Here is a 22,651-nt window from a genome sequence, read left to right as displayed (position 1 = left end):
GCGTCATCGCCCCTTCGTCTGGCCGCCGACAGCCGGCGTGTCCGCGTACATCGCGTCCAGCGTGGTGATCTGGGCCGTGATCGACTGCTCTGTCTCGGACTGGTCGTTGCCCGCCTTCACCAGAAGACCGGACAGCTTCCCGCAACGCCCGCTGACCTTGGTGATGTAGGTCTCCCACGAGGCGTAGATGTCCTTCTGGGCCGTGGCGGTCAGGCAGCCGGCGTCGCTGCCGAGACCTGTCTGGCCGTCTTTCAGCTTCGCCGTCGCCTTGCTGATGTCCTCACGCAGCGCGCCGATGTCCCCTCCGGCTTTCGTCCAGGCAGGCCGGTTCGAGATGAGGTCGGGCGCACCGCCGCCCTGGTCGGCGGGAAGCTGGTTTAACTGCATCTGGGCGGTCTGCTGTTGGGCAGCCGCGGCCTTCGACTGCTCCCATTCCTCCCACGCCATGCGTGGAGCCTCCCCGTGTCGTGCGTCGCAGAGCCGAGGCGAGCGTGCGAGCGCTGTGTCGTCGTGATCGTCATGGACGGTAGCGGAAGACCTTCCTCTGCCCCATCCGTATCGGTCGCCAGGACGCTTGAGTACGTGTACTCAGATCTCGTCCGGGCGGTGCGCGGTACTCGGGTCGTGCGGTGCGTCGGCGGAGTGGTCTTTGAGTACGGGCGCTCATGATCGGGGGGACCGCGTGTTCCTACCGTGGCCCGCATGGATGCGGATTCGTCGCCCGGTCGTGCTCCCGCCAAGGAAGGCTCGGGGTGCTGAACTGGCGGGAGTGCGACTCCGGGCTCGCACGGCCCCTCGGGGCGGGAGAGACGCGCAGGGTCGGGGTCGTGATCCGGGTCAAGCCGAGCAGGCGGGGATTCCGGCCTTGGTGATCGTGGACTGGCCGTACGGCACGTCCCGGGACCCCGTGCACGGGCAGTTCACTCTGGCCTGACCGGGGCCGCGGTCACAGCGGCTTCGCGTAGCAGCGGCTGTCCTCGTGGAAGCGGTAGTAGCCGAACTTCTCGCACGGGGCGTAGCCGCTGGAGGCGTACAGCGCGATGGCCTCCGGCTGCTGCGTGCCGGTTTCCAGGACCATGCGCAGACGGCCGGCCGCGCGGGCGTCGTCCTCCAGGGCGGCCAGGATGCGGCGGGCAAGGCCCCGGCCGCGCATCTGCTCGATCACGTACATGCGCTTCAGCTCCGCGTCGCCGTCACGGTTGCCCTCGGCGTTGGCGTTCTTCACGCGCCAGCCGCCGGAGGCCACGGGGACGCCGGCCTCGTCGTAGGCGATCAGGTAGACGCCGTTCGGGGGTGCGAAGTCCGCCGGGTGCATGGGGGTGGAGTCGCCGCCGTCGCCGTAGCGGACGTGGTATTCGGCCTGGACTTCGGCGTCCAGCTTCACGGCGTCGGGGTGGTCGTACGGGACCCGGCGGATATCCATGCCGAATACCGTAAAACATGCCCGGACGAGCGGTGTCGTATCGTGCCCTGGTGCTTACTGTGACCTCCGTCAATGTCAATGGACTGCGGGCCGCCGCCAAGAAGGGATTCGTGGAGTGGCTGGCCGGGACCTCCGCCGATGTGCTCTGCCTCCAGGAGGTGCGGGCGGAGGCGAAGCAGTTGCCGGAGCCGGTGCGGGAGCCCGAGGGATGGCATGCCGTGCACGCGCCCGCCGCCGCGAAGGGGCGTGCGGGGGTGGCGCTGTACACCCGGCGTGAGCCGGACCGGGTTCAGGTGGGGTTCGGGTCGGCGGAGTTCGACGGCAGCGGGCGGTACGTGGAGGTGGATCTGCCCGGTGTGACCGTCGCCTCGCTGTATCTGCCCTCCGGGGAGGTCGGGACCGAGCGGCAGGACGAGAAGGTCCGGTTCATGGGTGAGTTCCTCGCCTATCTGAAGGGGCTGCGGGAGCGGGCCGCCGGTGAGGGGCGCGAGGTCGTGGTGTGCGGGGACTGGAACATCGCCCACGAGAAGGCCGACCTGAAGAACTGGCGGGGTAACACCAAGAACTCCGGGTTCCTGCCGGAGGAGCGGGAGTGGCTCTCGCGCGTGCTCGAGCCGGGCGAGGGCGGTTACGTCGACGTCGTGCGGGCGTTGCACCCGGAGGTGGACGGGCCGTACTCGTGGTGGTCCTACCGGGGTCGGGCCTTCGACAACGACACGGGATGGAGGATCGACTACCAGATGGCGACGCCGGGCCTCGCGCGCCGGGCCGTCAAGGCGTACGTGGAGCGGGCCGCGACGCACGCCGAGCGGTGGTCGGACCACGCGCCGGTGACGGTGGTCTACGAGCACGGGTGAGCTGATGCGGACGCCGAGGCAGGCGGCCAGGGTCGCGGTGCTGGATCCGGACGGGGCCGTCTTCATGTTCCGGTACGACAACGAGGAGGTCGGAGTCCACTGGGCGATGCCCGGCGGTGGCATGGATCCGGGTGAGACGCCGGAGCGGGCCGCGCGGCGGGAACTGCGCGAGGAGACCGGGTGGGACGACATCGTGCTCGACGGCACCGTGCTGTGCCTGTGGGAGCACGACTTCACCCGGGCCGGCGTGCCGGTGCGGCAGAGCGAGCACGTCTTCCTCGCGTACGGTCCCCGGCGCGATCCCGCGGGTGACCTGGCCGCCGCGCACGCCGAGGACCGGATCCTGCGGTGGCGCTGGTGGTCGCCGCAGGAGCTGTCGGGGGACCCCGAGCCCTTGTGGCCGCCGCAGCTGCCGGAGCTGCTGGTGCGTGTGCGGCGGGAAGGGCCGCCGCGGGTGCCCGTCGACCTCGGGCACGTGAGGAGCCGCTAGTCCCGCTTGCGCAGCCGCCGGTCCAGGGCCAGGGACAGTTCCGCGTCGACCACGCTGCGGGCCAGCGGGCGCAGGCGGTGCAGGGCCTCCTCGGGGGCGTGGCGCAGGATCAGGCCGGCGAAGAGGTCGGCCAGGACGTCGGCGTGGGCGCGGACCTCGGCGCCGGTGTGGAGCACCTCGGCGAGCGGGATGCCCTCGCGGACCAGCGCCGAGGAGACGTCCAGCAGGCGGCGGCTGATGTGGACGATCTCCTCGCCGTCGACGCCGACGTAGCCGAGGTCCAGTGCGGCGGCCAGGTTCTCCGGGGTGACCTGGCCGGAGAAGTGGTCGGCGAGTTCCTCGGGGGTGAGGCGGACCGGGGTCTCCTCGGTGGGGGCGTCCATGCCGAGGAGCTCGCCGACGTCGCGGCCGTGGTCGAAGGCCTCGGCCAGCTCGGCTATGCCGTTCAGGGTGTGGCCGCGTTCCAGCAGTGCCGTGATCGTGCGCAGCCGGGCCAGGTGGTGGTCGTCGTACCAGGCGATGCGGCCCTCGCGGCGGGGCGGCGGGATCAGCTTGCGTTCGCGGTAGAAGCGCAGCGTGCGCACCGTGATGCCGGCCAGCCTGGCCAGCTCCTCCATGCGGTACTCGCGCCGTTCGCCGGCTACCGCGCTGTCGTCTGCCACGTGTGCAGCCTAGGGCGTACCGGCGGTAAGTTTCCTGCGCACGCCCCCTACCCATGAGTACGCCACTGCTCTACTCTCCCCATTGCGCCAGTGTTCACTGGCAGGGTTCGAGCGATGCGTGGAGGCTTCGGGATGGCCGAGCATGTGCGGGTGGCGGTGGTCGGGTCGGGATTCGGCGGGCTCGGGGCCGCCGTGCGGTTGCGCCGCGAGGGGATCACCGACTTCGTCGTCCTGGAACGGGCGGGCAGCGTCGGCGGCACCTGGCGCGACAACAGCTATCCCGGCTGCGCGTGCGACGTGCCCTCGCACCTGTACTCGTTCTCCTTCGCGCCCAACCCCGACTGGCCCCGCTCCTTCTCCGGGCAGGAGCACATCCGCGCCTACCTGGAGCACGTCACCGACGTCTTCGGTCTGCGCCCGCACATCCGCCTCGACTCGGAGGTGAAGCGGATGACGTGGGACACCGAGCGGCTGCGCTGGGAGATCGAGACCAGCAGCGGCAACCTCAGCGCGGACGTCGTGGTCTCCGCCACCGGCCCGCTCTCCGAGCCCAAGCTGCCGGACATCCCCGGCCTCGACACCTTCCCCGGCAAGGTGTTCCACTCGGCACAGTGGGACCACGACTACGATCTGCGCGGCAAGCGGGTCGCCATGGTCGGCACGGGCGCGTCCGCGATCCAGATCGTGCCGGCCGTCCAGCCGCTCGTGTCCCGGCTGACCCTCTTCCAGCGCACCCCCGCCTGGGTCCTGCCCCGCGTCGACCGGCCCATCACCGCCGCCGAGCGGGCGCTGCACCGCACCCTGCCCTTCACCACCAAGATGCGCCGCGGACTGCTGTGGGGCGTACGGGAGTTGCAGGTCCAGGCGTTCACCAAGCACCCGGGCGAGCTCGGCTTCGTCGAGCAGCTCGCCAAGCGCAACATGGGCCGCGCCATCAAGGATCCGGCCCTGCGCGCCAAGCTCACCCCCGACTACCGGATCGGCTGCAAGCGGATCCTGCTGTCGAGCACCTACTACCCGGCGCTCGCGCGGCCCAACGTGGACGTGGTCGCCAGTGGACTGAGCGAGGTGCGCGGCTCGACCGTCGTCGGGGCCGACGGCACCGAGGCCGAGGTCGACGCGATCGTGTTCGGCACCGGCTTCCACGTCACCGACATGCCCATCGCCGAGCGGGTCGTCGGCGCGGAGGGCAAGACGCTCGCGGAGACGTGGGCGGGCGGGATGCAGGCGCTGCGTGGCGCGGCCGCCGCCGGGTTCCCCAACTGGATGACGATCATCGGGCCCAACACCGGCCTCGGGAACTCCTCCATGATCCTGATGATCGAGTCCCAGCTGAACTACCTCGCCGACTACATGCGCCAACTGGACGTCCTCGGCGGCCGCGTCGCCCTCGACGCCCGGCCCAGCGCCGTCCGCGCCTGGAACCACCGGGTGCAGGAGCGGATGAAGCGCACCGTGTGGAACACCGGCGGCTGCACCAGCTGGTACCTCGACGCGAGCGGGCGCAACACCACCATCTGGCCGGGGACCACCAGTGAGTTCCGGCGGGAGACACGGCGCGTGGACCTCTCCGAGTACGCCGTGCTGCGCGCCGTCCCCGCTGCCGAACGGGACACCACCCCGGAGAACACCGGGGTGACCGCATGAGCCGCCTCGCCCACGTCACCTCCGGCCCGTACGCCCCGCCCGCCCCGGCGCGTGAACTGACCGCCGTCTCCGCCGACGGCACCCGGCTGCACGTCGAGGTCCACGGACCCGAGCGGGCCCCCGCGGTCGTGCTCGCCCACGGCTGGACCTGCTCGACCGCCTTCTGGGCCGCCCAGATCCGCGAACTGTCCACCGACCACCGGGTCATCGCCTACGACCAGCGCGGCCACGGACGGACGCCCGCGAGCCCCGCCTGCACCACCGACACCCTCGCCGACGACCTGGAGGCCGTCCTCACCACCGTCCTCGCACCCGGGGAGCGGGCGGTGATCGCCGGGCACTCCATGGGCGGCATGACCGTCATGGCCGCCGCCGGCCGGCCCGCCTTCGCCGCCCACGCCGCCGCCGTGCTCCTGTGCAGCACCGGCAGTTCGCGGCTGGTCGACGAGTCGACGGTGATGCCCGTCCCGGCGGGACGGGTACGGACCTGGCTGACGCGCCGCGTCCTGTGCTCCCGCGCCCCGCTCGGGCCGGTCACGCCGATCGCCCGCCGCATCCTCAAGTACGCGACGATGGGCGCCGCTTCGGCACCGGACATGGTCGAGGCCTGCGCGCGCATCGTGCACGCCTGCCCCCGCTCGGTACGCCACGCCTGGTCGCGGGTGCTCGGCACCCTCGACCTCGACCACGGAGCCCGGGAGGTCCGCGTGCCCGCCGAGATCGTCGTCGGGACCGCCGACCGGCTCACCCCGCCCGTGCACGCCCGGACGCTGGCCGCCGCGCTGCCGCAGTGTCTCGGCGTCACCGAACTGCCCGGCGTCGGCCACATGACGCCCGTCGAGGCGCCCGACCTGGTCACCGGGAAGATCCGGTCCCTCGCCGCCGCCCACGTATCAGCCCACCAGCACGTCACACCCGCCGAGGAGAACGCATGAGCAGGGTCGGTCTCGAAGGGAAGGTCGCCGTCGTCACCGGAGCGGCGCGCGGCGTCGGAGAGCTGCTCGCCCGCAAACTCTCCGCCCGGGGCGTGAAGGTGGCGCTGGTCGGGCTGGAGCCGGACGCCCTGAAGGACGTCTCCACCCGGCTGCACAGCGACAGCGACCACTGGTACGCGGACGTCACCGACCACGAGGCGATGGCGCGGGTCGCCGCGCAGGTGAAGGAGCGGTTCGGCCGGGTCGACATCGTCGTCGCCAACGCCGGTGTGGCGACGGGCGGACCGTTCACCGAGTCCGACCCGGAGTCCTGGCGGCGGGTGATCGAGGTGAACCTGATCGGATCGGCGGTCACCGCGCGGGCGTTCCTGCCGCTGCTCGTCGAGAGCCGCGGGTACCTGCTGCAGATCGCCTCGCTCGCCGCGATCACCCCGGCGCCGATGATGACCGCGTACTGCGCCTCCAAGTCCGGTGTGGAGGCGTACGCGCACAGCCTGCGGGCCGAAGTCGGTTACCAGGGCGTGAAGGTGGGCGTCGGCTACCTGTCGTGGACCGACACCGACATGGTGCGCGGCGCCGACCAGGACGACGTCATGCGGGAGTTGCGGCAGCGGCTGCCGTGGCCGTCCAACAAGACCTATCCGCTGGGCCCCGCCGTGGACCGGCTGGTGGCCGGGATAGAGCGGCGGTCGGCCCACGTGTACGGGCAGTGGTGGCTGCGCGGGATGCAGGGCGTGCGCGGTTACCTCCCCGCAGTCCTCGGGACGGTGGGGCAGCGGGAGATGCGGCGGTTCGCCGGCCGGCTCGAGGGCGTCCGCACGGGACTGGTCGGAGCGGGCGGAAACGCCGACGAACAGCACCGCGCTACGGTACGTGACTGATCGACATGCGCAGGGTCACCACCCGTGTGAATCTGATCGGGCAAGTTCCCCCACGCACAACGGGAGTGAACCCACATGGGTATGAAGGACCAGTTCCAGGAGAAGTCCGAGCAGTTCCAGCAGCAGGCCAAGCAGCGTGCCCAGCAGGGCAAGGAGCAGCTGCAGAACCGCGGTCGCCGGCGCGACGAGGACATGGGCGACCAGCGTCGTCAGCGTGAGTCCGAGGAGCGCCTCGACCAGGACCACGAGGTCTGACGTCGCGCACGCACGCGAGCACTGAAGCGCTGAAGCACTGAGCTGCATGGATGTGAAGCACTGAGCTGAGGCACTGAAGCGCAGGCGGAAGGGGTGCCCCTGGCGAAGGGGGCGCCCCTTCTCACGTCACCGCCGCGTCCCTGCGCTCACGGCCGCGGCGGCAGCTTCGGCCGGGACCGGTCGGGAACATCCTTGTAACCGGGTGGAGTTGCCGGGGGCTCGGCCTCCAACTGCTCCAGGGCGAGGCGTACCGCGTCGTCGAGGACCGCGTACCGGCCCTCGGCCCAGTCCAGCGGGGTGCGCAGCGCCTCCAGGTCCGGCTCCACGCCCTTGTTCTCCACCGACCAGCCGTACGCGTCGAACCAGGCCGCGTTCATCGGCACCGTGATCACCGTGCCGTCCCCGAGCTGGTGCCGGCCGGTCATGCCGACCACGCCGCCCCAGGTGCGCTGGCCCACCACGGGCCCCAGGCCGAGCAGTCTGAAGGCGGCGGTGATCATGTCGCCGTCGGAGCTGGTCGCCTCGTCCGCCAGCGCCACGACCGGCCCGCGCGGGGCGTTGGAGGCGTACGAGACGGGCTGGGCGTTGCGGGTGAGGTCCCAGCCGATGATGGTGCGGGTGAGTTTCTCGACGACGAGTTCGCTGATGTGCCCGCCGGCGTTGCCGCGCACGTCCACGATCAGCGCGGGCCGGGACATCTCCATGCGCACGTCGCGGTTGAACTGGGCCCAGCCGGAGCCGCCCATGTCGGGGATGTGCAGGTAACCGCAGCGGCCGCCGCTCAACTCCCGGACGACCGCGCGGCGTTTGGCCACCCAGTCCTGGTAGCGCAGCGGCGTCTCGTCGACCAGGGGCACGACGGCGACCCGCCGGGCGGGGCCTTCGCCGCCGGCGGGGAGGAACGTCAGCTCCACGGTCGTACCGCCGGCGGCGGCGAGCAGCGGGTAGGGGCCCGTGACGGGGTTCACCGGGCGGCCGTCGACGTGGGTGAGGACCGCGCCCTCGCGGATGCCGGAGCCGGCCAGCGGGGAGCGGGCGCGGGAGTCGGAGGAGTCGCCGGGCAGGATCCGCTTGACGGTCCAGCCCTCCTCGCGGGGTACGAGGTTGGCGCCGAGCAGGCCCTGGCGGCGCTGGTAGTGCGGCGGGCCCTCGTTGCGGCGGGCGGCGCCGACGTAGGCGTGGGAGGTGCCGAGTTCGCCGAGGACCTCGCGCAGCAGGTCGGCGAACTCGTCGGGGGTGGCGACCCGTTCGACGAGGGGACGGTACTGGTCCAGGACCGCGTCCCAGTCGATGCCGCACATGTCCGGTTCCCAGAAGTAGGCGCGGATCAGCCGCCCGGCCTCCGCGTACGCCTGGCGCCACTCGGCCGCCGGGTCGGCCTCGTGCATGATGCGGCGGGCGTCGATCCACACGGTGGAGTCGCTGTCGCCGGGCTCGGTGGCGGGCACCGCGCGCAGTTCGCCCTCGTCGACCACGACCAGCCGGGTGCCGTCGCCGCTGACCGCGAAGAAGTCCAGGTCGGCGACGAGTTCGGACCTCTTGGCCTTGCCGATGGCGAAGTGTTCCAGGGCGGGCCGGCCGCTGGTGTCGTCGGGGTTGACGAAGGTCTCGCCGAGCGCGCCGGAGATGGGCCAGCGCAGCCACACCAGACCGCAGCCGGCGACCGGGTGCAGGCCCGAGTACTTGGAGGCGGCCACCGGGAAGGGGGTGACCCTGCTTTCCAGGCCCTCCGCCTCGACGGTCACCGTGCCGCCCTCCTCGGCGTCCTCCCGCTCGACCGGGTCCAGGCCCCCGGCGGCGGGGCGGCCCTCGGGGGTGAGGGCGAACGGGGAGGGGGTCGCCGACGACAGCGGCACCAGATGGGGGCGGCAGCCCAGCGGGAAGGACAGGTCGCCGGTGTGCACGTCGTACACCGGGTCGAAGCCGCGCCAGGACAGGAAGGCGAGGTAGCGGCCGTCGCTGGTGAAGACCGGGTTCTCGTCCTCGAAGCGGCCGCCTGTGACGTCGAGGACCAGCCGGTCCTTGATCCGGGCGAGTTTGATCTGCCGCAGGGACCGCCCGATCACGGGGTGGGACCAGGCCAGCCAGGCGCCGTCGGGGGAGAAGGCGAGGTCGCGCACCGGCCCGTTGCCGGAGTGGATCAGCTCGACGACCTCCCCCTCCTCCCCGCCCGCGGTGCCGCCCGAGGCATGCCCCTCGGTGCTGCCCGAGGCGTCCCTCACGGTTCCGTCCCCGGCCTCCGGCTCGCCGGTGTCGACCAGGAGCAGCCGTCCGTCGTGGGCGGCGACGGCCAGCCGCTGCCCGTCCGGGTCGGCCACCATCTCCAGCACCCGCCCCAGTTTCCCGGCGGCCAGCCGCCGGGGCGGGCGCTGGCCGGTGGCCCGGGGCAGGGAGGCGATCTCGACGGCGTCCTCGCCCTCGGCGTCCGTCACGTACGCCACCCGGCCGCCGGCCCCCAGCATCTCCGGCAGCCGGACCCGTACGCCCGGCGTGTCGGTGAGGGTGCGGGCGGGGCCGTCGCGGTGGGTGAGCCAGTACAGGCTGCCGCGGACGACGACGGCGCTCGCCCGGCCGGTCTCGTCGACGGAGAGGCCGTCCAGGTGCCGGGCGGCCGGCACCTGGTAGGGGCGCCGCCCCGCCCGCGGGCTGTGCAGCCGCACGTCGAGCCGGCGCGGGACGGAGCCCGCGGACAGGTCGTCCACGATCCACAGGTCGCCGGCGCACTGGTAGACGACCCGAGTGCCGTCACTGGAGGCATGGCGGGCGTAGAAGGCGTCGTGGTCGGTGTGGCGGCGCAGGTCGGAGCCGTCGTACGCGCACGAGTAGAGGTTGCCGACGCCTTCGTGGTCGGAGAGGAAGGCGATCCGGCCCCCGGCGAACACGGGGGAGTGCAGATGGCCCTCGAGGCCGTCGAGCAGCCGGTGCCCGTGCAGCCACAGCCTGCCCGTGGCGCCGCCCCGGTAGCGCTTCCAGGAGGCCGGTTCGTGCGGCGGGGTGCCGGTGAGCAGCAGGGACCTGCGCTCCCCGGCGACGTCGGCGACCTGGATGTCGGAGACCGGGCCCCAGGGCAGTTTGCGGCCGGGGCTGCCGTCGCAGGCGAGCTTGTAGGCCCAGGTGAAGTACGAGAAGGGCTCGCCGTGCGAGGCGACGGCGAGGATCTCGGCGTGGCCGTCGTCGTCGGGGGGTGACCAGCCGCAGACCCGGGTGTCGGAGCTGCCCCAGTAGGTGAGGCGCCGGCCCGGTCCGCCGTCCACCGGGACGAGGTGCACCTCCGGGTCGAGGCTGCGCCAGCTCGTGTACGCGATGTGCCGGCCGTCCGGGGAGAAGCGGGGATGACCGAGCTTGGTGCGGTCGACGGTGAGCCGCCAGGCGCGGCCGGGCCCGTCGAGCGGTGCCAGCCAGAGGTCGTCCTCGGCCACGAAGCACAGCAGGCCGTCCTTGAGGTGCGGCAGACGCAGATAGGTCACTCTCCCCATGCTTTTCCGGGGAGCGGACCGCAGCAACTTATGCCGGACCGACAACCGTGACGCACACCACGAACGAAACCGTTTCGTTTCGTTAGCGGAGTGGCGTACCTTCGTCCTGTACGAAACCGTGTCGTTCTCGACGCGGGGACGCCGGAGCGGAAGGGTGAACGCAATGAGCGAGACAGCGACGGCACGTCGCAGCCGGATCACCCCCGAGCGCGAGGCCGAGCTGTACGGCGCCGTGCTCGAACTGCTCCGCGAGGTCGGCTACGACGCCGTGACCATGGACGCCGTGGCCGCCCGCACCCGCTCCAGCAAGGCCACCCTCTACCGCCAGTGGGGCGGCAAGGCCGAGCTGGTGGTCAGAGCCCTGCACAGCCAGAAGCCCGGCAGCATCGCCGACATCGACACCGGCACCCTGCGGGGCGACCTGTACGGCATCATCGGCCGCGAGGACGACTGCGTCATGGCGCAGAACGCGGCGCTGATGCGGGCCCTGGCCATGGCGGTGCACCACAACGACGATCTCCGCCGGGCGTTCAAGGAACTCCTGGTCGAACCGGAGATGGAAGAGTTCCGGCGGATGATCCGGCGCGCGGTCGACCGGGGCGAGATCCGCCCCGACAACCCGGCGCTGGACTACATGGTGCACATGCTCGTCGGCGCGTTCGCCACGCGGACGCTGATCGACGACCTGCCGCCCACGCGGGAGTTCCTCACCTCGTACATCGACGCCGTGGTCCTCCCCGCCCTCGGCGCGCCCTCTCACTGACCGTCCCCCAGGTCAGCCGACCCAAGGCAGTCACCACCTGACGTCACCGCTCACACGTCGTCGGGCTGATCACCTCTGCCCCGAAGCAACCTCGACCTGACCGGGAGTACGCCCTCGTGGCCACTTTCCTCTACCGACTCGGCCGGTTCGCCTTCAGGCGACGGCACTTCGTAGCCCTCTTCTGGGTGGCGCTGCTGGCGCTCGCGGGCGTCGGCGCGGCCGGCGCCCCCGCGGCCGGCAACTCCTCCTTCTCCATCCCCGGCACCGAGGCCCAGAAGGCCTTCGACCTGCTGGAGGAGCGCTTCCCCGGCTCCAGCGCCGACGGGGCGACCGCACGCGTCGTCTTCAAGGCGCCGGACGGCGAGAAGATGACCGACGCCGGCAACAAGGCGACCGTCCAGGACACCGTCGACGCGCTCGCCGGCGGCTCCGAGGTCGCCCGTGTCACCGACCCCTACCAGGGTGGCGGCGTCAGCCAGAACGGCAGCATCGCCTACGCCTCGGTGACCTACGAGGTCTCCGGCATGGAACTGGAGGAGACCTCCCGCGAGGCCCTGAAGGCCGCCGCGGAGGACGCCCGCGACGCCGGCCTGACCGTCGAGATCGGCGGTGACGCCCTCCAGGCCATCCCCGAGACGGGCACCGCCGAGATCATCGGCATCGGCATCGCCGCGATCGTCCTCGTCATCACCCTCGGCTCCCTGCTCGCCGCCGGGCTGCCGCTGCTCACCGCGATCGTCGGCGTCGGCATCGGCGTCGCGAGCATCACCGCCCTGGCCAGCACCCTCGACCTCGGCTCCACCACCTCCATCCTGGCCTCGATGATCGGCCTCGCGGTCGGCATCGACTACGCCCTGTTCGTCGTCTCCCGCTACCGGGCCGAACTGGCCGAGGGCCGCGAACGCGAGGAAGCCGCCGGCCGGGCCGTCGGCACCGCCGGCTCCGCGGTGGTCTTCGCCGGTCTGACCGTCGTGATCGCCCTGGTCGGCCTGTCCGTCGTCAACATCCCGATGCTGACGAAGATGGGCATCGCCGCCGCCGCCACGGTCGCCATCGCGGTCCTGATCGCCATCACCCTGATCCCCGCCCTGCTCGGCTACGCCGGCCGCCGGGTCCGCCCCGCCGGCGAGAAGAGCAAGCTGCTCGGCGGTGGCCGCGGGGGCGGCGAGAAGAAGGCGGGGCGCCCCAACATGGGCACCCGCTGGGCGAGCTTCGTCGTGCGCCGCCCGCTGGCCGTGCTGCTGCTCGGCGTGGTCGGCCTGGGTGCCGCCGCCATTCCGGCCGCCTCCCTCGAACTGGGCCTGCCCGACGACGGTTCGCAGCCGACGTCCACGACCCAGCGCCGCGGCTACGACCTGCTCTCCGAGGGCTTCGGCCCCGGCTTCAACGGCCCGCTCGTGGTCGTCGTCGACGCCAAGGACAGCGACGACCCGCAGGCCGTGTTCCAGCAGGCCGGCGAGGAGATCAAGGGCCTCGACAACATCGTGAACGTCGCGCCCGCGCAGCCCAACAAGGCCGGTGACACGGCGACGATCACCGTGATCCCCGACGCCAAGCCCTCCTCCGTCACCACCGAGGACCTGGTCCACGACATCCGCGACGCCGGCGCCGGCATCAAGGCCGACACCGACGCCGAGGTCCTCGTCACCGGCGCGACCGCGATGAACATCGACGTCTCGCAGAAGCTCAACGACGCGCTGGTGCCGTACCTGGTGCTCGTGGTCGGCCTGGCCTTCCTGCTGCTGATCGTGGTGTTCCGCTCGATCCTGGTCCCGCTGAAGGCGGCCCTCGGCTTCCTGCTCTCCGTGATGGCGGCCCTCGGCGCGGTCGTCGCGGTCTACCAGTGGGGCTGGCTGTCCGGCCTGATGGGCGTCGAGGAGACCGGCCCGATCATGTCGATGATGCCGATCTTCATGGTCGGCGTGGTCTTCGGACTGGCCATGGACTACGAGGTCTTCCTCGTGACCCGGATCCGCGAGGCCTACGTCCACGGCGAGAACCCGCGCCAGGCCGTGGTGACCGGCTTCAAGTACAGCGCCCGGGTGGTGACCGCCGCCGCGGTGATCATGATGGCCGTGTTCGCCGGCTTCATCGGCTCCAGCGACTCGATGGTCAAGATGATCGGCTTCGGCCTCGCCGTCGCCGTCCTCTTCGACGCGTTCGTCGTCCGCATGGCGATTGTCCCGGCCGTGCTGGCCCTGCTCGGCAAGAAGGCCTGGTGGCTGCCGAAGTGGCTGGACCGCGCCCTGCCCAACGTGGACGTCGAGGGCGAGTCCCTGAGCGCCCACGGCGATCCGAAGGACGAGGACAAGGAGCTCGTACGGGTCTGACGGCCCGGACGCGCACAGAAACCAGCCGGTGAGGGCTCCGTGGGGACGGGGTGCCCTCACCGGCTTCTCTCTTGACGCGGGGTCACGGGAGTCCCGGGGCCCCGCGTCAGGTCTCGTAGACGGTGGAGCGGTGCCCGACGTGAACGACCCAGACCGTCAACTGCCCGTTGCCGACGGTGTAGATGACGCGGTGGTCGCCGACACGGAGGCGGCGCCTGTCCGGTCGGGAGACGAGCGCCGTGGTGGGGAAGCCGAGCGCCGTGGTGGGGAAGCCGAGCGGATCGGTCTCCAGCTCCGTGAGCTTGACCAGGACCCGGAGCGCCATGTCCTTCGGGATCTTACGAAGCTCCGCCTGAGCCTCCGGCCGGAAGACTGTGCGGTACTGGTTACGCACCGCGCTCCAGCGTTTCCCTCATGACGTCCTCGATCGGGATGCCGGCTGCCGCGCTCGCCATCCGCTCGTCGATGATCCGGTTGATCTCGCGCTCCTCCCACTCCCGGTACCTGCGGAGGACCTCGCCCGGGGCAGCGCGCCGCTGGTCGTCAGCGTGCTGGCCGCCGTGTTCGCCCACGAGGTGCCAAACGGCTGGGCCACCGCCGGGATCGCCCTGTCCTGCGCGGGCCTGAGCGGCGTCGCCCTGTGGGGACTGCGCGGACACCGGCCCGACTGGGCGGCGATCGGGGCGGCCCTCGCCACCGGCCTGGCCATCGCCGTCTACACCGTCGTCGACGGGCTCGGCGTGCGCGCCTCCGGCTCGTCCCTCGGCTACGTCGCCTGGCTGATGGCCGTCCAGGGCGCGGTGATCCCGGCCTACGCCCTCTGGCGCCGGCGGGGCGCCGCGGCAGCCCGCCTGCGGCCGCACGCCGGACTCGGACTCCTCGGTGCCGCCCTGTCCGTCTTCGCGTACGGGCTCGTCCTGTGGGCCCAGACCCGCGCCGCCCTCGCCCCCGTCGCGGCCCTGCGCGAGTCGTCGATCATCGTCGGCGCCGTCATCGGGGCGGTGTTCTTCAAGGAGCGGTTCGGTGCGCCGCTTGATCGCGGCGGCCGGGCTGCTCGTCGTCGGGATCGGGCTGATGCTGCGCGCGGGGTGAGGTGAGGGCGGACGGTGCACGTGCGGGTGCGGGTGCGGCCGTTCGGGGGAGGGAGCACCCTGGAGGGAGAGGAATTCCGGAGGTGATCGTCATGACGCACACCGCAGTGGGATGGCATGTGGAGCTGGAGTTCAAGGAGGACGACCAGCGCACGCGTGCGGCCGCTCTGGTCCGGCTGCCCGACGGGACCGAAGTACGCGCGAACGGGCACGCCAGCCGCCACCACACCGACGCGAATCAGCCCCGGGTCGGGGAGGAGATCGCCGGTGCGCGGGCGCTGAACGAACTCGCCATGCAGATGCTGACCAAAGCGCACGGCGAGATCGACGACGCGTCGGGGCGGACCTCGCACCCCATCCACATGTAGAACCCGGGGGAGCACCGGAACGGGTTCCACCTCCGTCGAGACCGGCGGGCGGTCCGGGGGCGTGGGCCGCCCGGCCGCCCTCCCCCGGCGCCGTGCCGGTGTCACGGGGTCACGGGGTCACGATCCGCAGGGTGATCCACGGACCTCCCCCCGGCAGGGTCACCTCCCGGGTGACGTTCACCCGGTGCGGAAGACCTCGCCGCAGCTCTCCTCCACCGTGTCGGCGAAGGTCCGCGCGAGCGGGGGCAGTGCGTCCCAGCGGCGTACGGCCCAGCCCGTCCAGAGGGTGGGGAGGTCCGGGACGGGGATCAGCCGCAGACGGGGGTGGGCCGGGCCGTGCCAGCCGGGCAGGTCGGGGACCAGGGCGTGGCCCAGGCCGAGTTCGGCCAGCAGGATCGCGGTGTCCCAGTCGGCGACGCTGGTGTCCGAGGCCGGCTCGATGCCGGACGCCGCGAACCAGGTGTCCAGCCGGGAGCGGGACGTGGCGTTCTCGGGCAGCCCGATCAGGCATATGTCGGCCAGGTCGGCGATGCCGATACGGGACTTCGCGGCCAACGGGTCGTCCGCGGAGGTGGCGAGGACCCACGGCAGTCCGACGACGGGCCGTTGCTCGATTCCGCGGACCGGCTCGCCCAGGGTGATCCAGGCGATGTCGAGTCCGCCGGCGAGGAGGGCGTCGAAGCAGCTGCGGCTGGAGTGCGCGGTCCGGAACTCCAGGCTCACCCCGGGGTGTCGGCGGCGGAAGGCGACGACGGCCTCGGACATGAAGTGGCGGACCGTGGTGGCGCCGGTGGTGACGCGCACGGAGCCCGCCTCGCCGCGCACCAGGTCCCGCAGCCGGCGCAGGGCGTGGTCGATGTCGCCCAGACCGTCCGCTGCCGCACCGTGCAGGAGCTGCCCCGCCGGCGTCGGTACCACGCCGCGCGGATGGCGCTCCAGCAGGGCGATGCCGGTCTCGCGCTCGAGACGCCTGATGTGCTGGCTCACCGCGGACTGCGTGCAGGACAGGTCACGGGCGACGGCGCTCAGGCTGCCGGTACGGCAGACGGCGACGAAGACGCGGAGGTCGTCGAGGGTCATGGGCGGGCAAGCTACAGCTTGGAGGGAACCAAGTAAACCCGAGGATTGACTTGGGAGTTGGGGCAGGTCACGATCTTCTTAGGGCCCGCGACGGGTGCCGACCCTCACCTCTCCGACCCTGCTCACCCTGCCGGGACCCGTCGCGTCCCGGCGGTGAGCCACGCCTGGAAGGCGACCCGTGCACGCTCTCGAAACAGTGGCCGTCGCGGCCGCGGCCGTCGCGGCGGGAGGCATCAACGCCGTAGTCGGTTCCGGAACCCTGATCACCTTCCCCACGCTGCTCGCCTTCGGATACCCGCCCGTCCTGGCGAACGTCTGCAACACCATCGGGCTCGTCCCGGGCGTCCTCAGCGCGGCCTACGGCTACCGCGCCGAACTCGCGGGACAGCGGACGAGGATGATCAGGCTCGGTGCCGTCGCCCTCTGCGGTGGGCTCATCGGCGCGCTCCTCCTTCTGAAGCTGCCGGCCGACACGTTCCGTGCCGCCATCCCGGTGCTCATCCTGCTCGCCTGCGTGCTCGTGCTCCTCCAGCCCCGGCTCGGGAAGTGGATCCGGCGGCGCGGCAGCCACCCCGAGGGGGAGAGCGTGCTGCCGGTGGCGGTCGGGGTGCTCGGGACGAGCGTGTACGGCGGCTACTTCGGCGCGGCCCAGGGCGTACTGCTCATGGGCCTGCTCGGCACGTTCCTGCCCGACGGCCTCCAGCGGCTGAACGCCCTCAAGAACTACCTCGCCGCCCTGGTCAACGGCATCGCCGCCGTCGTCTTCATCGCGGTGACGGAGGTCGACTGGGCGGTGGCGGGCGTGATCGGCCTCGGATCCGTCGTCGGCGGCTTCACCGGAGCCAGGCTGGGGCGCCGTCTGCCGCCGGGCGTCCTGCGCGGCCTCATCGTCACCATCGGCGTGATCGCCTCCGTGGCCGTGACCGTGTGAGAACCGGCCGGCCGGGCGTACGGCGTTCCGCGCGACGGCACGGGCAAGCGCCGAACGGTCTAGTTCCCCAGGGCCTTTCGCACCGCCCGTATCAGCGCCTGGGCCCGGGGATCCGCCGTCACCGTCCTGCGGAACCCGTTGGTGACGTAGCCGAAGGCGACGCCCGACTCCGGGTCGGCGAAACCGAGGGAGCCGCCGCGGCCCGGATGGCCGAAGGACCCGGCGGCCAGGTACGGGGAGGCGCTGCCGTGCAGCATGTAGCCGAGCCCGAAGCGGGTGCCGACGACCAGGACCCGGTCGGGACCCGCCGACTCCTCGGCGCGGGCGCGGGCGACGCCGGCCGCGTCGAGGAGGCGGACGCCGTCGACGGGGCCGATGAGTGCCGCGTAGAAGCGGGCCAGTGCGTCCGCCGTCGTGACCCCGTTCGCGGCGGGCAGGGCGGCGGCGCGGAACACCGGGTCGTTCTGGTCCGGGAAGGGGCTGATCGCGGCGAAGGCGCGGCGGGTCAGCGAGGCGGGGTCGGCGTAGGCGTCGCTGACCGAACGCTTGGGGCGGGCGCGGAGCGCGCCGGACGGCTCGGGTCCCTCGATCCGGCCGACCGTGCCGACCCGGTGGGCCTGCGCCCCCGGCAGTCCCACCCACAGGTCCAGTCCCAGCGGGCCGGCGATCTCCGACGCGATCCACTCACCCGATCCCCGGCCGGTCACGCGCCGCACCAGTTCGTCGAGCAGCCAGCCGTAGGTCAGGGCGTGGTAGCCGTGGTCCGTGCCCGGCTCCCACACGGGCGCCTGGGCGGCGACCGCCGCGGCGGACCGCTGCGGGTCGGCCGCCTCGGCCGGGGTGAGCGGCTCGTCCAGGACCGGCAGCCCGGCGCGGTGGTTCAACACGTGCCGCACCAGCAGCCGTTCCTTGCCGTGCGCCTTGAACTCCGGCCAGTACGCGGCGACCGGCGCGTCCAGGTCCAGCTCGCCGCGCCCGTGCAGCATCAGGAGGACGGCGGCGGCGACGCCCTTGGTCGCCGAGCGCACCACCTGCGCGGTGTCCCGCTGCCAGGGCGCGGTGCCGTCGACGTCCTTCACCCCCGCCCACAGGTCGACGACCCGGCGCCCGTCCCGGTACACGGCGACGGCCGCGCCCCGGTCGCCGAGCCGGCCGAAGTTGCGCGCGAACGCCTCCCGGACCGGCTCGAAACCCTCGGCCACTGTGCCGTGCACGTCGACGTCCACGTCCCTGTCGGTCCTTCCGCTCCCCGGTGGCGCACGTCTGCGCCACCCTTCGTGACATCGCATCCAACAGCGCCCGCCCGCCTGCGATTCCTGGGCGGGCGAGGCCCCGCGCAATCGTTACGAACGCGCGGGCGCGGCCGGTACCGGGCGCGGGCCGACGCCCTCGCTGCTCGCCCGTCCGCCCGGAGACGCCGGTCGGGGCCTGTGCCGTTCGCCACTCGGAAGCGCGGGTTCCGAAACGGGTGCACGATGGAACGGACAGTGGGTACACGATATGCACGTCTTCGGTGCACCGTCACTCAGCGTAAGGGGCCCACGGATGTCCGTAGTCGAGCAGTACGCGCGCGTCCACATCGTCACGGATGCCGATCCCCGGCTGGAGAACGGCGGGGCCGTCCCCGTGGTGCTGCGGTACGACACCGAGAACGACCCCCGGTGCGTACGGGTGCGGCTGCCCGGCGCCGTGCCCCGCGAGTGGTCCGTGGAGCGGGAGCTGCTGGAGCGGGGCCTGCGCGCCCCCGTGACCGACGGCGGCATACGGGTGTGGCCGTGCGGCCGGGTGCAGGCCGTGGTGGAGTTCCACAGCCCGCAGGGCGTGTCGGTCGTGGAGTTCGAGACCAAGACCCTGACGCGGTTCCTGCGCCGCACCCACGTCGCCGCCGCGCAACCCGTCCCGCACTGACCCTCCGGCCGCCGCCACGGCCGGTCGCTCAGCCGCCGGCCTTCAGCAGCGCCGCCACCATCGGCCCGGCCGTCTTGCCGCCGTGCCCACCCGCCTGCACCACACCGGCGGCGGCCAGGTCGCCCCGGTACGCGGTGAACCAGCCGTTGGGCTTCTTCTGGCCGTCGACCTCGGCCGACCCGGTCTTCGCGCCCTTGTCGCCGCTCACCCCGGCCATCGCCTCCGCCGCCGTGCCGGACGTCGCCGTGTACGCCATCAGCTCCCGCAGCTGCGCCAGCGCGCCGGGAGACAGGGTGCGCGAGGCCGTCGCCAGCTTGCGCCCGTCGACCTCGGGGGAGACCAGGTACGGCTGGTGGAAGACGCCCGCCTTGACCGTCGCCGACACCGACGCCATGTTCAGCGGGTTCATCCGGACCCCGCCCTGGCCGATCAGGGACGCCCCCATCGGCGCGTCCTTCTGCACCGGCACCGCGCCGTCGAAGGTCGGCACACCGACCTGCCAGTCGTTCTTCCCCAGGCCGAACACCTGCTGGGTGTGCTCGGTCAGGTCGTCGTTCTCCAGCTGGGGCGCCTGGCTGATGAAGGCGGTGTTGCAGGAGCGGGCGAAACTCGCCCGGAACGTACCGCCCTTGATCTCGAACTCGTCGAGGTTCTGGAACTTCCAGCCGCCGTAGCTGAAGAACTTCGGGCACGGATGCTTCTCGTCCATCGAGGCGAGCCCCTTCTCGATCAGCATCGAGGCGGTGACCACCTTCATCGTGGAGCCCGGGGCCAGCGACCCCTGGAGGGCGGTGTTGAAACCACGCGAGGAGTTCGCCACCGCGAGTATCTCGCCGGTCGACGGACGCAGCGCCACCACCGACGCCCGCTTCCTCGCCGCCACCTGCGCCTCCGCGGCGGCCTGGAGCGACGGGTCGAGCGTCGTCCGCACGGTGCCCGGCGTGCCCTGGCTCAGCTCCAGCAGCGTCTTGTCGGACAGCTTCGCCTTCTCCGACGCCTCGCCGCGCACGATCCGCAGCTCGACGCCGGCCTCGCCGCCCGCCTTCTTCCCGTACTTCTCCCGCAGCCCGTCCAGCACCGACCCGAGGGACGGGTACTGCTCGGGGGTCAGTTCGCCGCCGTCCCGGTCCAGCGCCTTCACCGGCGGGGTGCCCGCCTCACCGGTGACGAGCCGGTCGCCCTCCTTGAGATCGGGATGCACGACGGACGGCTGCCACTCGACCTGCGGCTCACCGTCCCCGGCCCGGCGCACCACCGTCAGCGCGCTGTCGTACGCCAGCGGCTTCACGGTGTCCTCGTACGACACCGTGCCCTTCAGCGAGAAGGGGACGGTGTCGCCGGCGGCGGTGCCCGGGGTGAGGGTGAGGTCCTCGACCCGGGCGTCCTTGGCATGGGCGGTCAGCAGGGCGGTGGCGGCCGCGGGGTCGTTGGTGGCGGCGGCGGCCTCGGACACCTTCCCGGCGCCCCAGGCGGTGAGGAAGCGCTCGGCGGCGGTGGTGACCTCGGCGGCGGACAGCGGTCCCGTCCTGACCTCCTCCTGCGCGGCGGCCGTCCGGGTGCCGTCCTCGGCGCCCGTACCGCCCCCGAGCAGCGCGTAGGCGCCGAAGCCACCGCCGCCGACGACCACGGCGATCACCGCGCCGATCACGGCCGGCCTCGTCTTCCGCCCCTCACCGGCTGCGCGCACTCTGTTCCCCACTGGTTCCGTTCCTCCGCTGCCCCGCCGGGTCACCCGTCTCCCGCGTGGCTCGTGTGGCGCTCGTGTCCCCCCTGGGCGCTTCGGTGCGCCGCGACGCACCCCACCCTAGAGTCCCGTCAACCCCCCGGTGTGATCAGCTGCCCGCTCGTAGCACGGCTGCGACAATCGGACCGGCCGCGTCGCCGCCGTGGCCGCCCTGCTGGGCCATGGCCGCCGCCGCGACATCACCCCGGAAGCCGGTGAACCAGCTGTCCGACGTGGCGTTGCCGTCGACCTCCGCGGAACCCGTCTTCGCGCCGATGTCGCCGCCGAGGCCGGCCATGGCCTCCCGTGCGGTGCCCTGCGTGGCGGTGAGCCGCATCATCCGCTTCAACTGGGCGGCCGTGCCCGCCGGGAGGCCCTTGGCCCGCGCCAGCTGCCGGTCGTCGAGCTCCGGGGAGACGAGGTAGGGCTGGCGGAAGGCGCCGGTGATGGCGGTGGCCGTCACCGAGGCCATGTTCAGCGGGTTCATCTGCACCTGGCCCTGCCCGATGGCGTTCGCCGCCCGGTCGGGGCCCTCGACGGCGGGAACGCTGCCGTCGAAGGAGGCGATGCCGGTCTTCCAGTCGTTCCGGCCCAGCCCGAACCGCTCCCCCGCCTCCCGGGTGAGGGACTCCGCGGTGAGCGGCTGCTCGTCGACGAGCTTGATGAAGGCCGTGTTGCAGGAGCGCCGGAAGCTGTCGGCGAGCGTGGCACCCTCGTCGGGGTCCATGCCGTCGAGGTTCTTGAAGGTCTGGCTCTGCCACACCGCGCTCGGCGGACAGGGGGCCGGGCCGTTCATCGACGTCACGCCGTTGTCGATGAGCATCGCCGCGGTGATGATCTTCATGGTGGAGCCGGGGGCGACCTTGCCCTGGAACGCCGCGTTGAAGCCGTCCGCACGGTGGTTGGCCACCGCGAGCACCTCACCGGTGCTCGGCTTCACCGCCACCACCGACGACTCCGCGAACTTCCCCACCGCCTTCTCGGCCGCCGCCTGCACCCGGGCACTGAGGGTGGTGCGCAGCTTCCCCGGCTCCCCCTCGGCGAGCGTCAGCAACGGAGTGTCCGCGGAGGCCTCTCCGGTCGCCGACTCCGCGTGCCGGACCACGAGTTCGACACCCGGGGTGCCGCCCGCCTGCGCGCCGTACTTCTGGCGAAGGGTGTCCAGGACCGGGCCGAGCGAGGGGAACTTCTCCTTCGTCAGCACCGAACCGTCGCGGCCCACGGCCTCGATGGGCGGCTGCGCCGACTCCCCGGTGACGAGCGTGTCGCCCTCCTTCAGGTCCGGGTGCACCACGGACGGCTTCCAGTCGACCAGCGCCCGCCCGGTGGTCTCCCCCCGCACCACGGTCAGTTCACCGGCGTAGCTCAGCGGCTTCGACTTCCCCCCGTAGGAGACGGTCGCCTTCACGGTGAACGGAACGCTGGTGCCGGTGGCCGTGCCCGGCGTGATTTCGACGCCGCCGATGTGCGCCTCCTCGCCGTACCCCGCGAGCAGCCCGCCGGCCGCCTGCGCGTCGTTCGTGTACGACGCCGCCTGCTCCGGCTGCCCCTTCTCCCACGCCCCGAAGAACGCCTCGGCCGTCTTCCTGACCTCGTCCCGGTCCGGCGGCCCCGACTTCCTCGTCTCCGCCGCCCCGCCACCCCCGCCGCCGTTCACGGCCGACACGAGGTTGAACGCCCCGTACCCCGCGCCGCCCACCATCACGGCGAACACCCCACCGACGACGGCGACCTTGACCCCCTTGCCCATCGGGCGATCCCCCTCCCCGTGCCGGACCCCCACGCCTTCTGAACGTGTTCAGAAAGCCCGGCGCGTGAGCACCCTATGCGC

20 protein-coding genes and 2 pseudogenes are annotated in these 22,651 nt (G+C 72.4%); 12 read left to right on the top strand and 10 right to left on the bottom strand.

What is annotated here, in order from left to right:
* Window positions 1-3: 3 nt before the first annotated feature.
* Both ACZ6A9_RS27405 and ACZ6A9_RS27400 read right to left on the bottom strand, forming a co-directional pair.
* Window positions 4-447, bottom strand: coding sequence for a hypothetical protein (locus tag ACZ6A9_RS27405; protein ID WP_468990365.1), 444 nt, complete (start codon window positions 445-447; stop codon window positions 4-6).
* A 499-nt stretch (window positions 448-946) separates the two neighbouring features.
* Window positions 947-1,423, bottom strand: coding sequence for a GNAT family N-acetyltransferase (locus tag ACZ6A9_RS27400; RefSeq protein ID WP_468990362.1), 477 nt, complete (start codon window positions 1,421-1,423; stop codon window positions 947-949).
* A 50-nt stretch (window positions 1,424-1,473) separates the two neighbouring features.
* Here ACZ6A9_RS27400 and ACZ6A9_RS27395 point away from each other — a divergent pair, with 50 nt between their 5' ends.
* Both ACZ6A9_RS27395 and ACZ6A9_RS27390 read left to right on the top strand, forming a co-directional pair.
* Entirely contained in the window at window positions 1,474-2,280 is an 807-nt protein-coding gene (locus ACZ6A9_RS27395) for an exodeoxyribonuclease III (protein ID WP_468990361.1), read from the top strand.
* 4 nt (window positions 2,281-2,284) lie between these two features.
* On the top strand, window positions 2,285-2,770 hold the full coding sequence (locus ACZ6A9_RS27390; protein WP_468990358.1) for an NUDIX hydrolase: 486 nt from the start codon (window positions 2,285-2,287) through the stop codon (window positions 2,768-2,770).
* Here the strand turns inward: ACZ6A9_RS27390 and ACZ6A9_RS27385 are convergent.
* Entirely contained in the window at window positions 2,767-3,387 is a 621-nt protein-coding gene (locus ACZ6A9_RS27385; protein ID WP_468990786.1) for a MerR family transcriptional regulator, read from the bottom strand. The two genes, ACZ6A9_RS27390 and ACZ6A9_RS27385, sit on opposite strands and share 4 nt — an antisense overlap.
* A gap of 177 nt (window positions 3,388-3,564) precedes the next feature.
* Between ACZ6A9_RS27385 and ACZ6A9_RS27380 the strand changes: the two genes are divergently transcribed.
* The 4 genes from ACZ6A9_RS27380 (at window position 3,565) to ACZ6A9_RS27365 (ending at window position 7,150) form a co-directional block, all read left to right on the top strand.
* Window positions 3,565-5,079, top strand: coding sequence for a flavin-containing monooxygenase (locus ACZ6A9_RS27380; RefSeq protein WP_468990354.1), 1,515 nt, complete (start codon window positions 3,565-3,567; stop codon window positions 5,077-5,079).
* On the top strand, window positions 5,076-6,014 hold the full coding sequence (locus ACZ6A9_RS27375; RefSeq protein WP_468990352.1) for an alpha/beta fold hydrolase: 939 nt from the start codon (window positions 5,076-5,078) through the stop codon (window positions 6,012-6,014). The genes ACZ6A9_RS27380 and ACZ6A9_RS27375 overlap by 4 nt, the downstream gene beginning before the upstream one ends.
* Entirely contained in the window at window positions 6,011-6,895 is an 885-nt protein-coding gene (locus ACZ6A9_RS27370) for an SDR family oxidoreductase (protein ID WP_468990349.1), read from the top strand. Before ACZ6A9_RS27375 ends, ACZ6A9_RS27370 begins: the two co-directional genes overlap by 4 nt.
* 75 nt (window positions 6,896-6,970) lie before the next feature.
* Window positions 6,971-7,150, top strand: a complete 180-nt coding sequence (locus tag ACZ6A9_RS27365) for a hypothetical protein (protein WP_468990346.1) — start codon at window positions 6,971-6,973, stop codon at window positions 7,148-7,150.
* A gap of 146 nt (window positions 7,151-7,296) precedes the next feature.
* Here ACZ6A9_RS27365 and ACZ6A9_RS27360 read toward each other — a convergent pair whose 3' ends face one another.
* The gene (locus ACZ6A9_RS27360) at window positions 7,297-10,617 is read right to left on the bottom strand and encodes a S41 family peptidase (RefSeq protein WP_468990343.1); all 3,321 of its coding nucleotides are present in this window, start codon (window positions 10,615-10,617) and stop codon (window positions 7,297-7,299) included.
* 172 nt (window positions 10,618-10,789) lie between these two features.
* Here ACZ6A9_RS27360 and ACZ6A9_RS27355 point away from each other — a divergent pair, with 172 nt between their 5' ends.
* Window positions 10,790-11,389 carry a TetR/AcrR family transcriptional regulator gene (locus ACZ6A9_RS27355; RefSeq protein ID WP_468990341.1) on the top strand — a complete coding sequence of 200 codons (600 nt, stop codon included), beginning with the start codon at window positions 10,790-10,792 and terminating at the stop codon, window positions 11,387-11,389.
* A gap of 116 nt (window positions 11,390-11,505) precedes the next feature.
* A complete protein-coding gene (locus ACZ6A9_RS27350) occupies window positions 11,506-13,719 on the top strand; it encodes an MMPL family transporter (protein WP_468990338.1) in 2,214 nt (737 codons plus the stop codon).
* A 106-nt stretch (window positions 13,720-13,825) separates the two neighbouring features.
* On the opposite strand, the gene ACZ6A9_RS27345 is transcribed toward ACZ6A9_RS27350, so the two are convergent.
* Both ACZ6A9_RS27345 and ACZ6A9_RS27340 read right to left on the bottom strand, forming a co-directional pair.
* Window positions 13,826-14,113 (bottom strand): type II toxin-antitoxin system RelE family toxin, encoded by a 288-nt coding sequence (locus ACZ6A9_RS27345; RefSeq protein WP_468990336.1) that lies wholly within the window; start codon window positions 14,111-14,113, stop codon window positions 13,826-13,828.
* A pseudogene (locus ACZ6A9_RS27340) lies at window positions 14,106-14,237 on the bottom strand (type II toxin-antitoxin system prevent-host-death family antitoxin); the annotation flags it as partial. The gene ACZ6A9_RS27345 and the pseudogene ACZ6A9_RS27340, both read right to left, overlap by 8 nt.
* Between ACZ6A9_RS27340 and ACZ6A9_RS27335 the strand changes: the two are divergent.
* A pseudogene (locus tag ACZ6A9_RS27335) lies at window positions 14,226-14,811 on the top strand (EamA family transporter); the annotation flags it as partial. The pseudogenes ACZ6A9_RS27340 and ACZ6A9_RS27335 overlap by 12 nt on opposite strands.
* A gap of 91 nt (window positions 14,812-14,902) precedes the next feature.
* Window positions 14,903-15,178 carry a DUF1876 domain-containing protein gene (locus ACZ6A9_RS27330; RefSeq protein ID WP_228969969.1) on the top strand — a complete coding sequence of 92 codons (276 nt, stop codon included), beginning with the start codon at window positions 14,903-14,905 and terminating at the stop codon, window positions 15,176-15,178.
* 177 nt (window positions 15,179-15,355) lie between these two features.
* On the opposite strand, the gene ACZ6A9_RS27325 is transcribed toward ACZ6A9_RS27330, so the two are convergent.
* Entirely contained in the window at window positions 15,356-16,258 is a 903-nt protein-coding gene (locus tag ACZ6A9_RS27325; protein ID WP_468990330.1) for a LysR family transcriptional regulator, read from the bottom strand.
* A gap of 178 nt (window positions 16,259-16,436) precedes the next feature.
* Here ACZ6A9_RS27325 and ACZ6A9_RS27320 point away from each other — a divergent pair, with 178 nt between their 5' ends.
* The gene (locus tag ACZ6A9_RS27320) at window positions 16,437-17,189 is read left to right on the top strand and encodes a sulfite exporter TauE/SafE family protein (protein ID WP_468990328.1); all 753 of its coding nucleotides are present in this window, start codon (window positions 16,437-16,439) and stop codon (window positions 17,187-17,189) included.
* A 59-nt stretch (window positions 17,190-17,248) separates the two neighbouring features.
* On the opposite strand, the gene ACZ6A9_RS27315 is transcribed toward ACZ6A9_RS27320, so the two are convergent.
* The gene (locus tag ACZ6A9_RS27315; RefSeq protein ID WP_468990325.1) at window positions 17,249-18,415 is read right to left on the bottom strand and encodes a serine hydrolase domain-containing protein; all 1,167 of its coding nucleotides are present in this window, start codon (window positions 18,413-18,415) and stop codon (window positions 17,249-17,251) included.
* Between the two features lie 319 nt (window positions 18,416-18,734).
* On the opposite strand from ACZ6A9_RS27315, the gene ACZ6A9_RS27310 reads away from it, so the two are divergent.
* Entirely contained in the window at window positions 18,735-19,097 is a 363-nt protein-coding gene (locus ACZ6A9_RS27310; RefSeq protein WP_468990323.1) for an SsgA family sporulation/cell division regulator, read from the top strand.
* A 28-nt stretch (window positions 19,098-19,125) separates the two neighbouring features.
* Here the strand turns inward: ACZ6A9_RS27310 and ACZ6A9_RS27305 are convergent, their stop codons facing one another.
* Together ACZ6A9_RS27305 and ACZ6A9_RS27300 are read right to left on the bottom strand one after the other, a co-directional pair.
* Window positions 19,126-20,796: a penicillin-binding transpeptidase domain-containing protein gene (locus tag ACZ6A9_RS27305; protein ID WP_468990319.1), complete on the bottom strand. Its 1,671-nt coding sequence runs from the start codon at window positions 20,794-20,796 to the stop codon at window positions 19,126-19,128.
* A 133-nt stretch (window positions 20,797-20,929) separates the two neighbouring features.
* Window positions 20,930-22,570: a penicillin-binding transpeptidase domain-containing protein gene (locus tag ACZ6A9_RS27300; protein WP_468990316.1), complete on the bottom strand. Its 1,641-nt coding sequence runs from the start codon at window positions 22,568-22,570 to the stop codon at window positions 20,930-20,932.
* Window positions 22,571-22,651 lie beyond the last annotated feature (81 nt).

The organism is Streptomyces sp. NPDC041124 (assembly GCF_055592385.1).
Note: the sequence above shows the minus strand (reverse complement) of the source record. Positions and strands in the feature narration are given on the sequence as shown.

Coding starts and splice junctions, on each gene's coding strand:
- ACZ6A9_RS27405 (WP_468990365.1), bottom strand. CDS start 447: ATGGCGTGGGAGGAATGGGAGCAGTCGAAGGCCGCGGCTGCCCAACAG.
- ACZ6A9_RS27400 (WP_468990362.1), bottom strand. CDS start 1,423: ATGGATATCCGCCGGGTCCCGTACGACCACCCCGACGCCGTGAAGCTG.
- ACZ6A9_RS27390 (WP_468990358.1), top strand. CDS start 2,285: ATGCGGACGCCGAGGCAGGCGGCCAGGGTCGCGGTGCTGGATCCGGAC.
- ACZ6A9_RS27385 (WP_468990786.1), bottom strand. CDS start 3,387: ATGGAGGAGCTGGCCAGGCTGGCCGGCATCACGGTGCGCACGCTGCGC.
- ACZ6A9_RS27380 (WP_468990354.1), top strand. CDS start 3,565: ATGGCCGAGCATGTGCGGGTGGCGGTGGTCGGGTCGGGATTCGGCGGG.
- ACZ6A9_RS27375 (WP_468990352.1), top strand. CDS start 5,076: ATGAGCCGCCTCGCCCACGTCACCTCCGGCCCGTACGCCCCGCCCGCC.
- ACZ6A9_RS27370 (WP_468990349.1), top strand. CDS start 6,011: ATGAGCAGGGTCGGTCTCGAAGGGAAGGTCGCCGTCGTCACCGGAGCG.
- ACZ6A9_RS27365 (WP_468990346.1), top strand. CDS start 6,971: ATGGGTATGAAGGACCAGTTCCAGGAGAAGTCCGAGCAGTTCCAGCAG.
- ACZ6A9_RS27355 (WP_468990341.1), top strand. CDS start 10,790: ATGAGCGAGACAGCGACGGCACGTCGCAGCCGGATCACCCCCGAGCGC.
- ACZ6A9_RS27330 (WP_228969969.1), top strand. CDS start 14,903: ATGACGCACACCGCAGTGGGATGGCATGTGGAGCTGGAGTTCAAGGAG.
- ACZ6A9_RS27325 (WP_468990330.1), bottom strand. CDS start 16,258: ATGACCCTCGACGACCTCCGCGTCTTCGTCGCCGTCTGCCGTACCGGC.
- ACZ6A9_RS27310 (WP_468990323.1), top strand. CDS start 18,735: ATGTCCGTAGTCGAGCAGTACGCGCGCGTCCACATCGTCACGGATGCC.
- ACZ6A9_RS27300 (WP_468990316.1), bottom strand. CDS start 22,570: ATGGGCAAGGGGGTCAAGGTCGCCGTCGTCGGTGGGGTGTTCGCCGTG.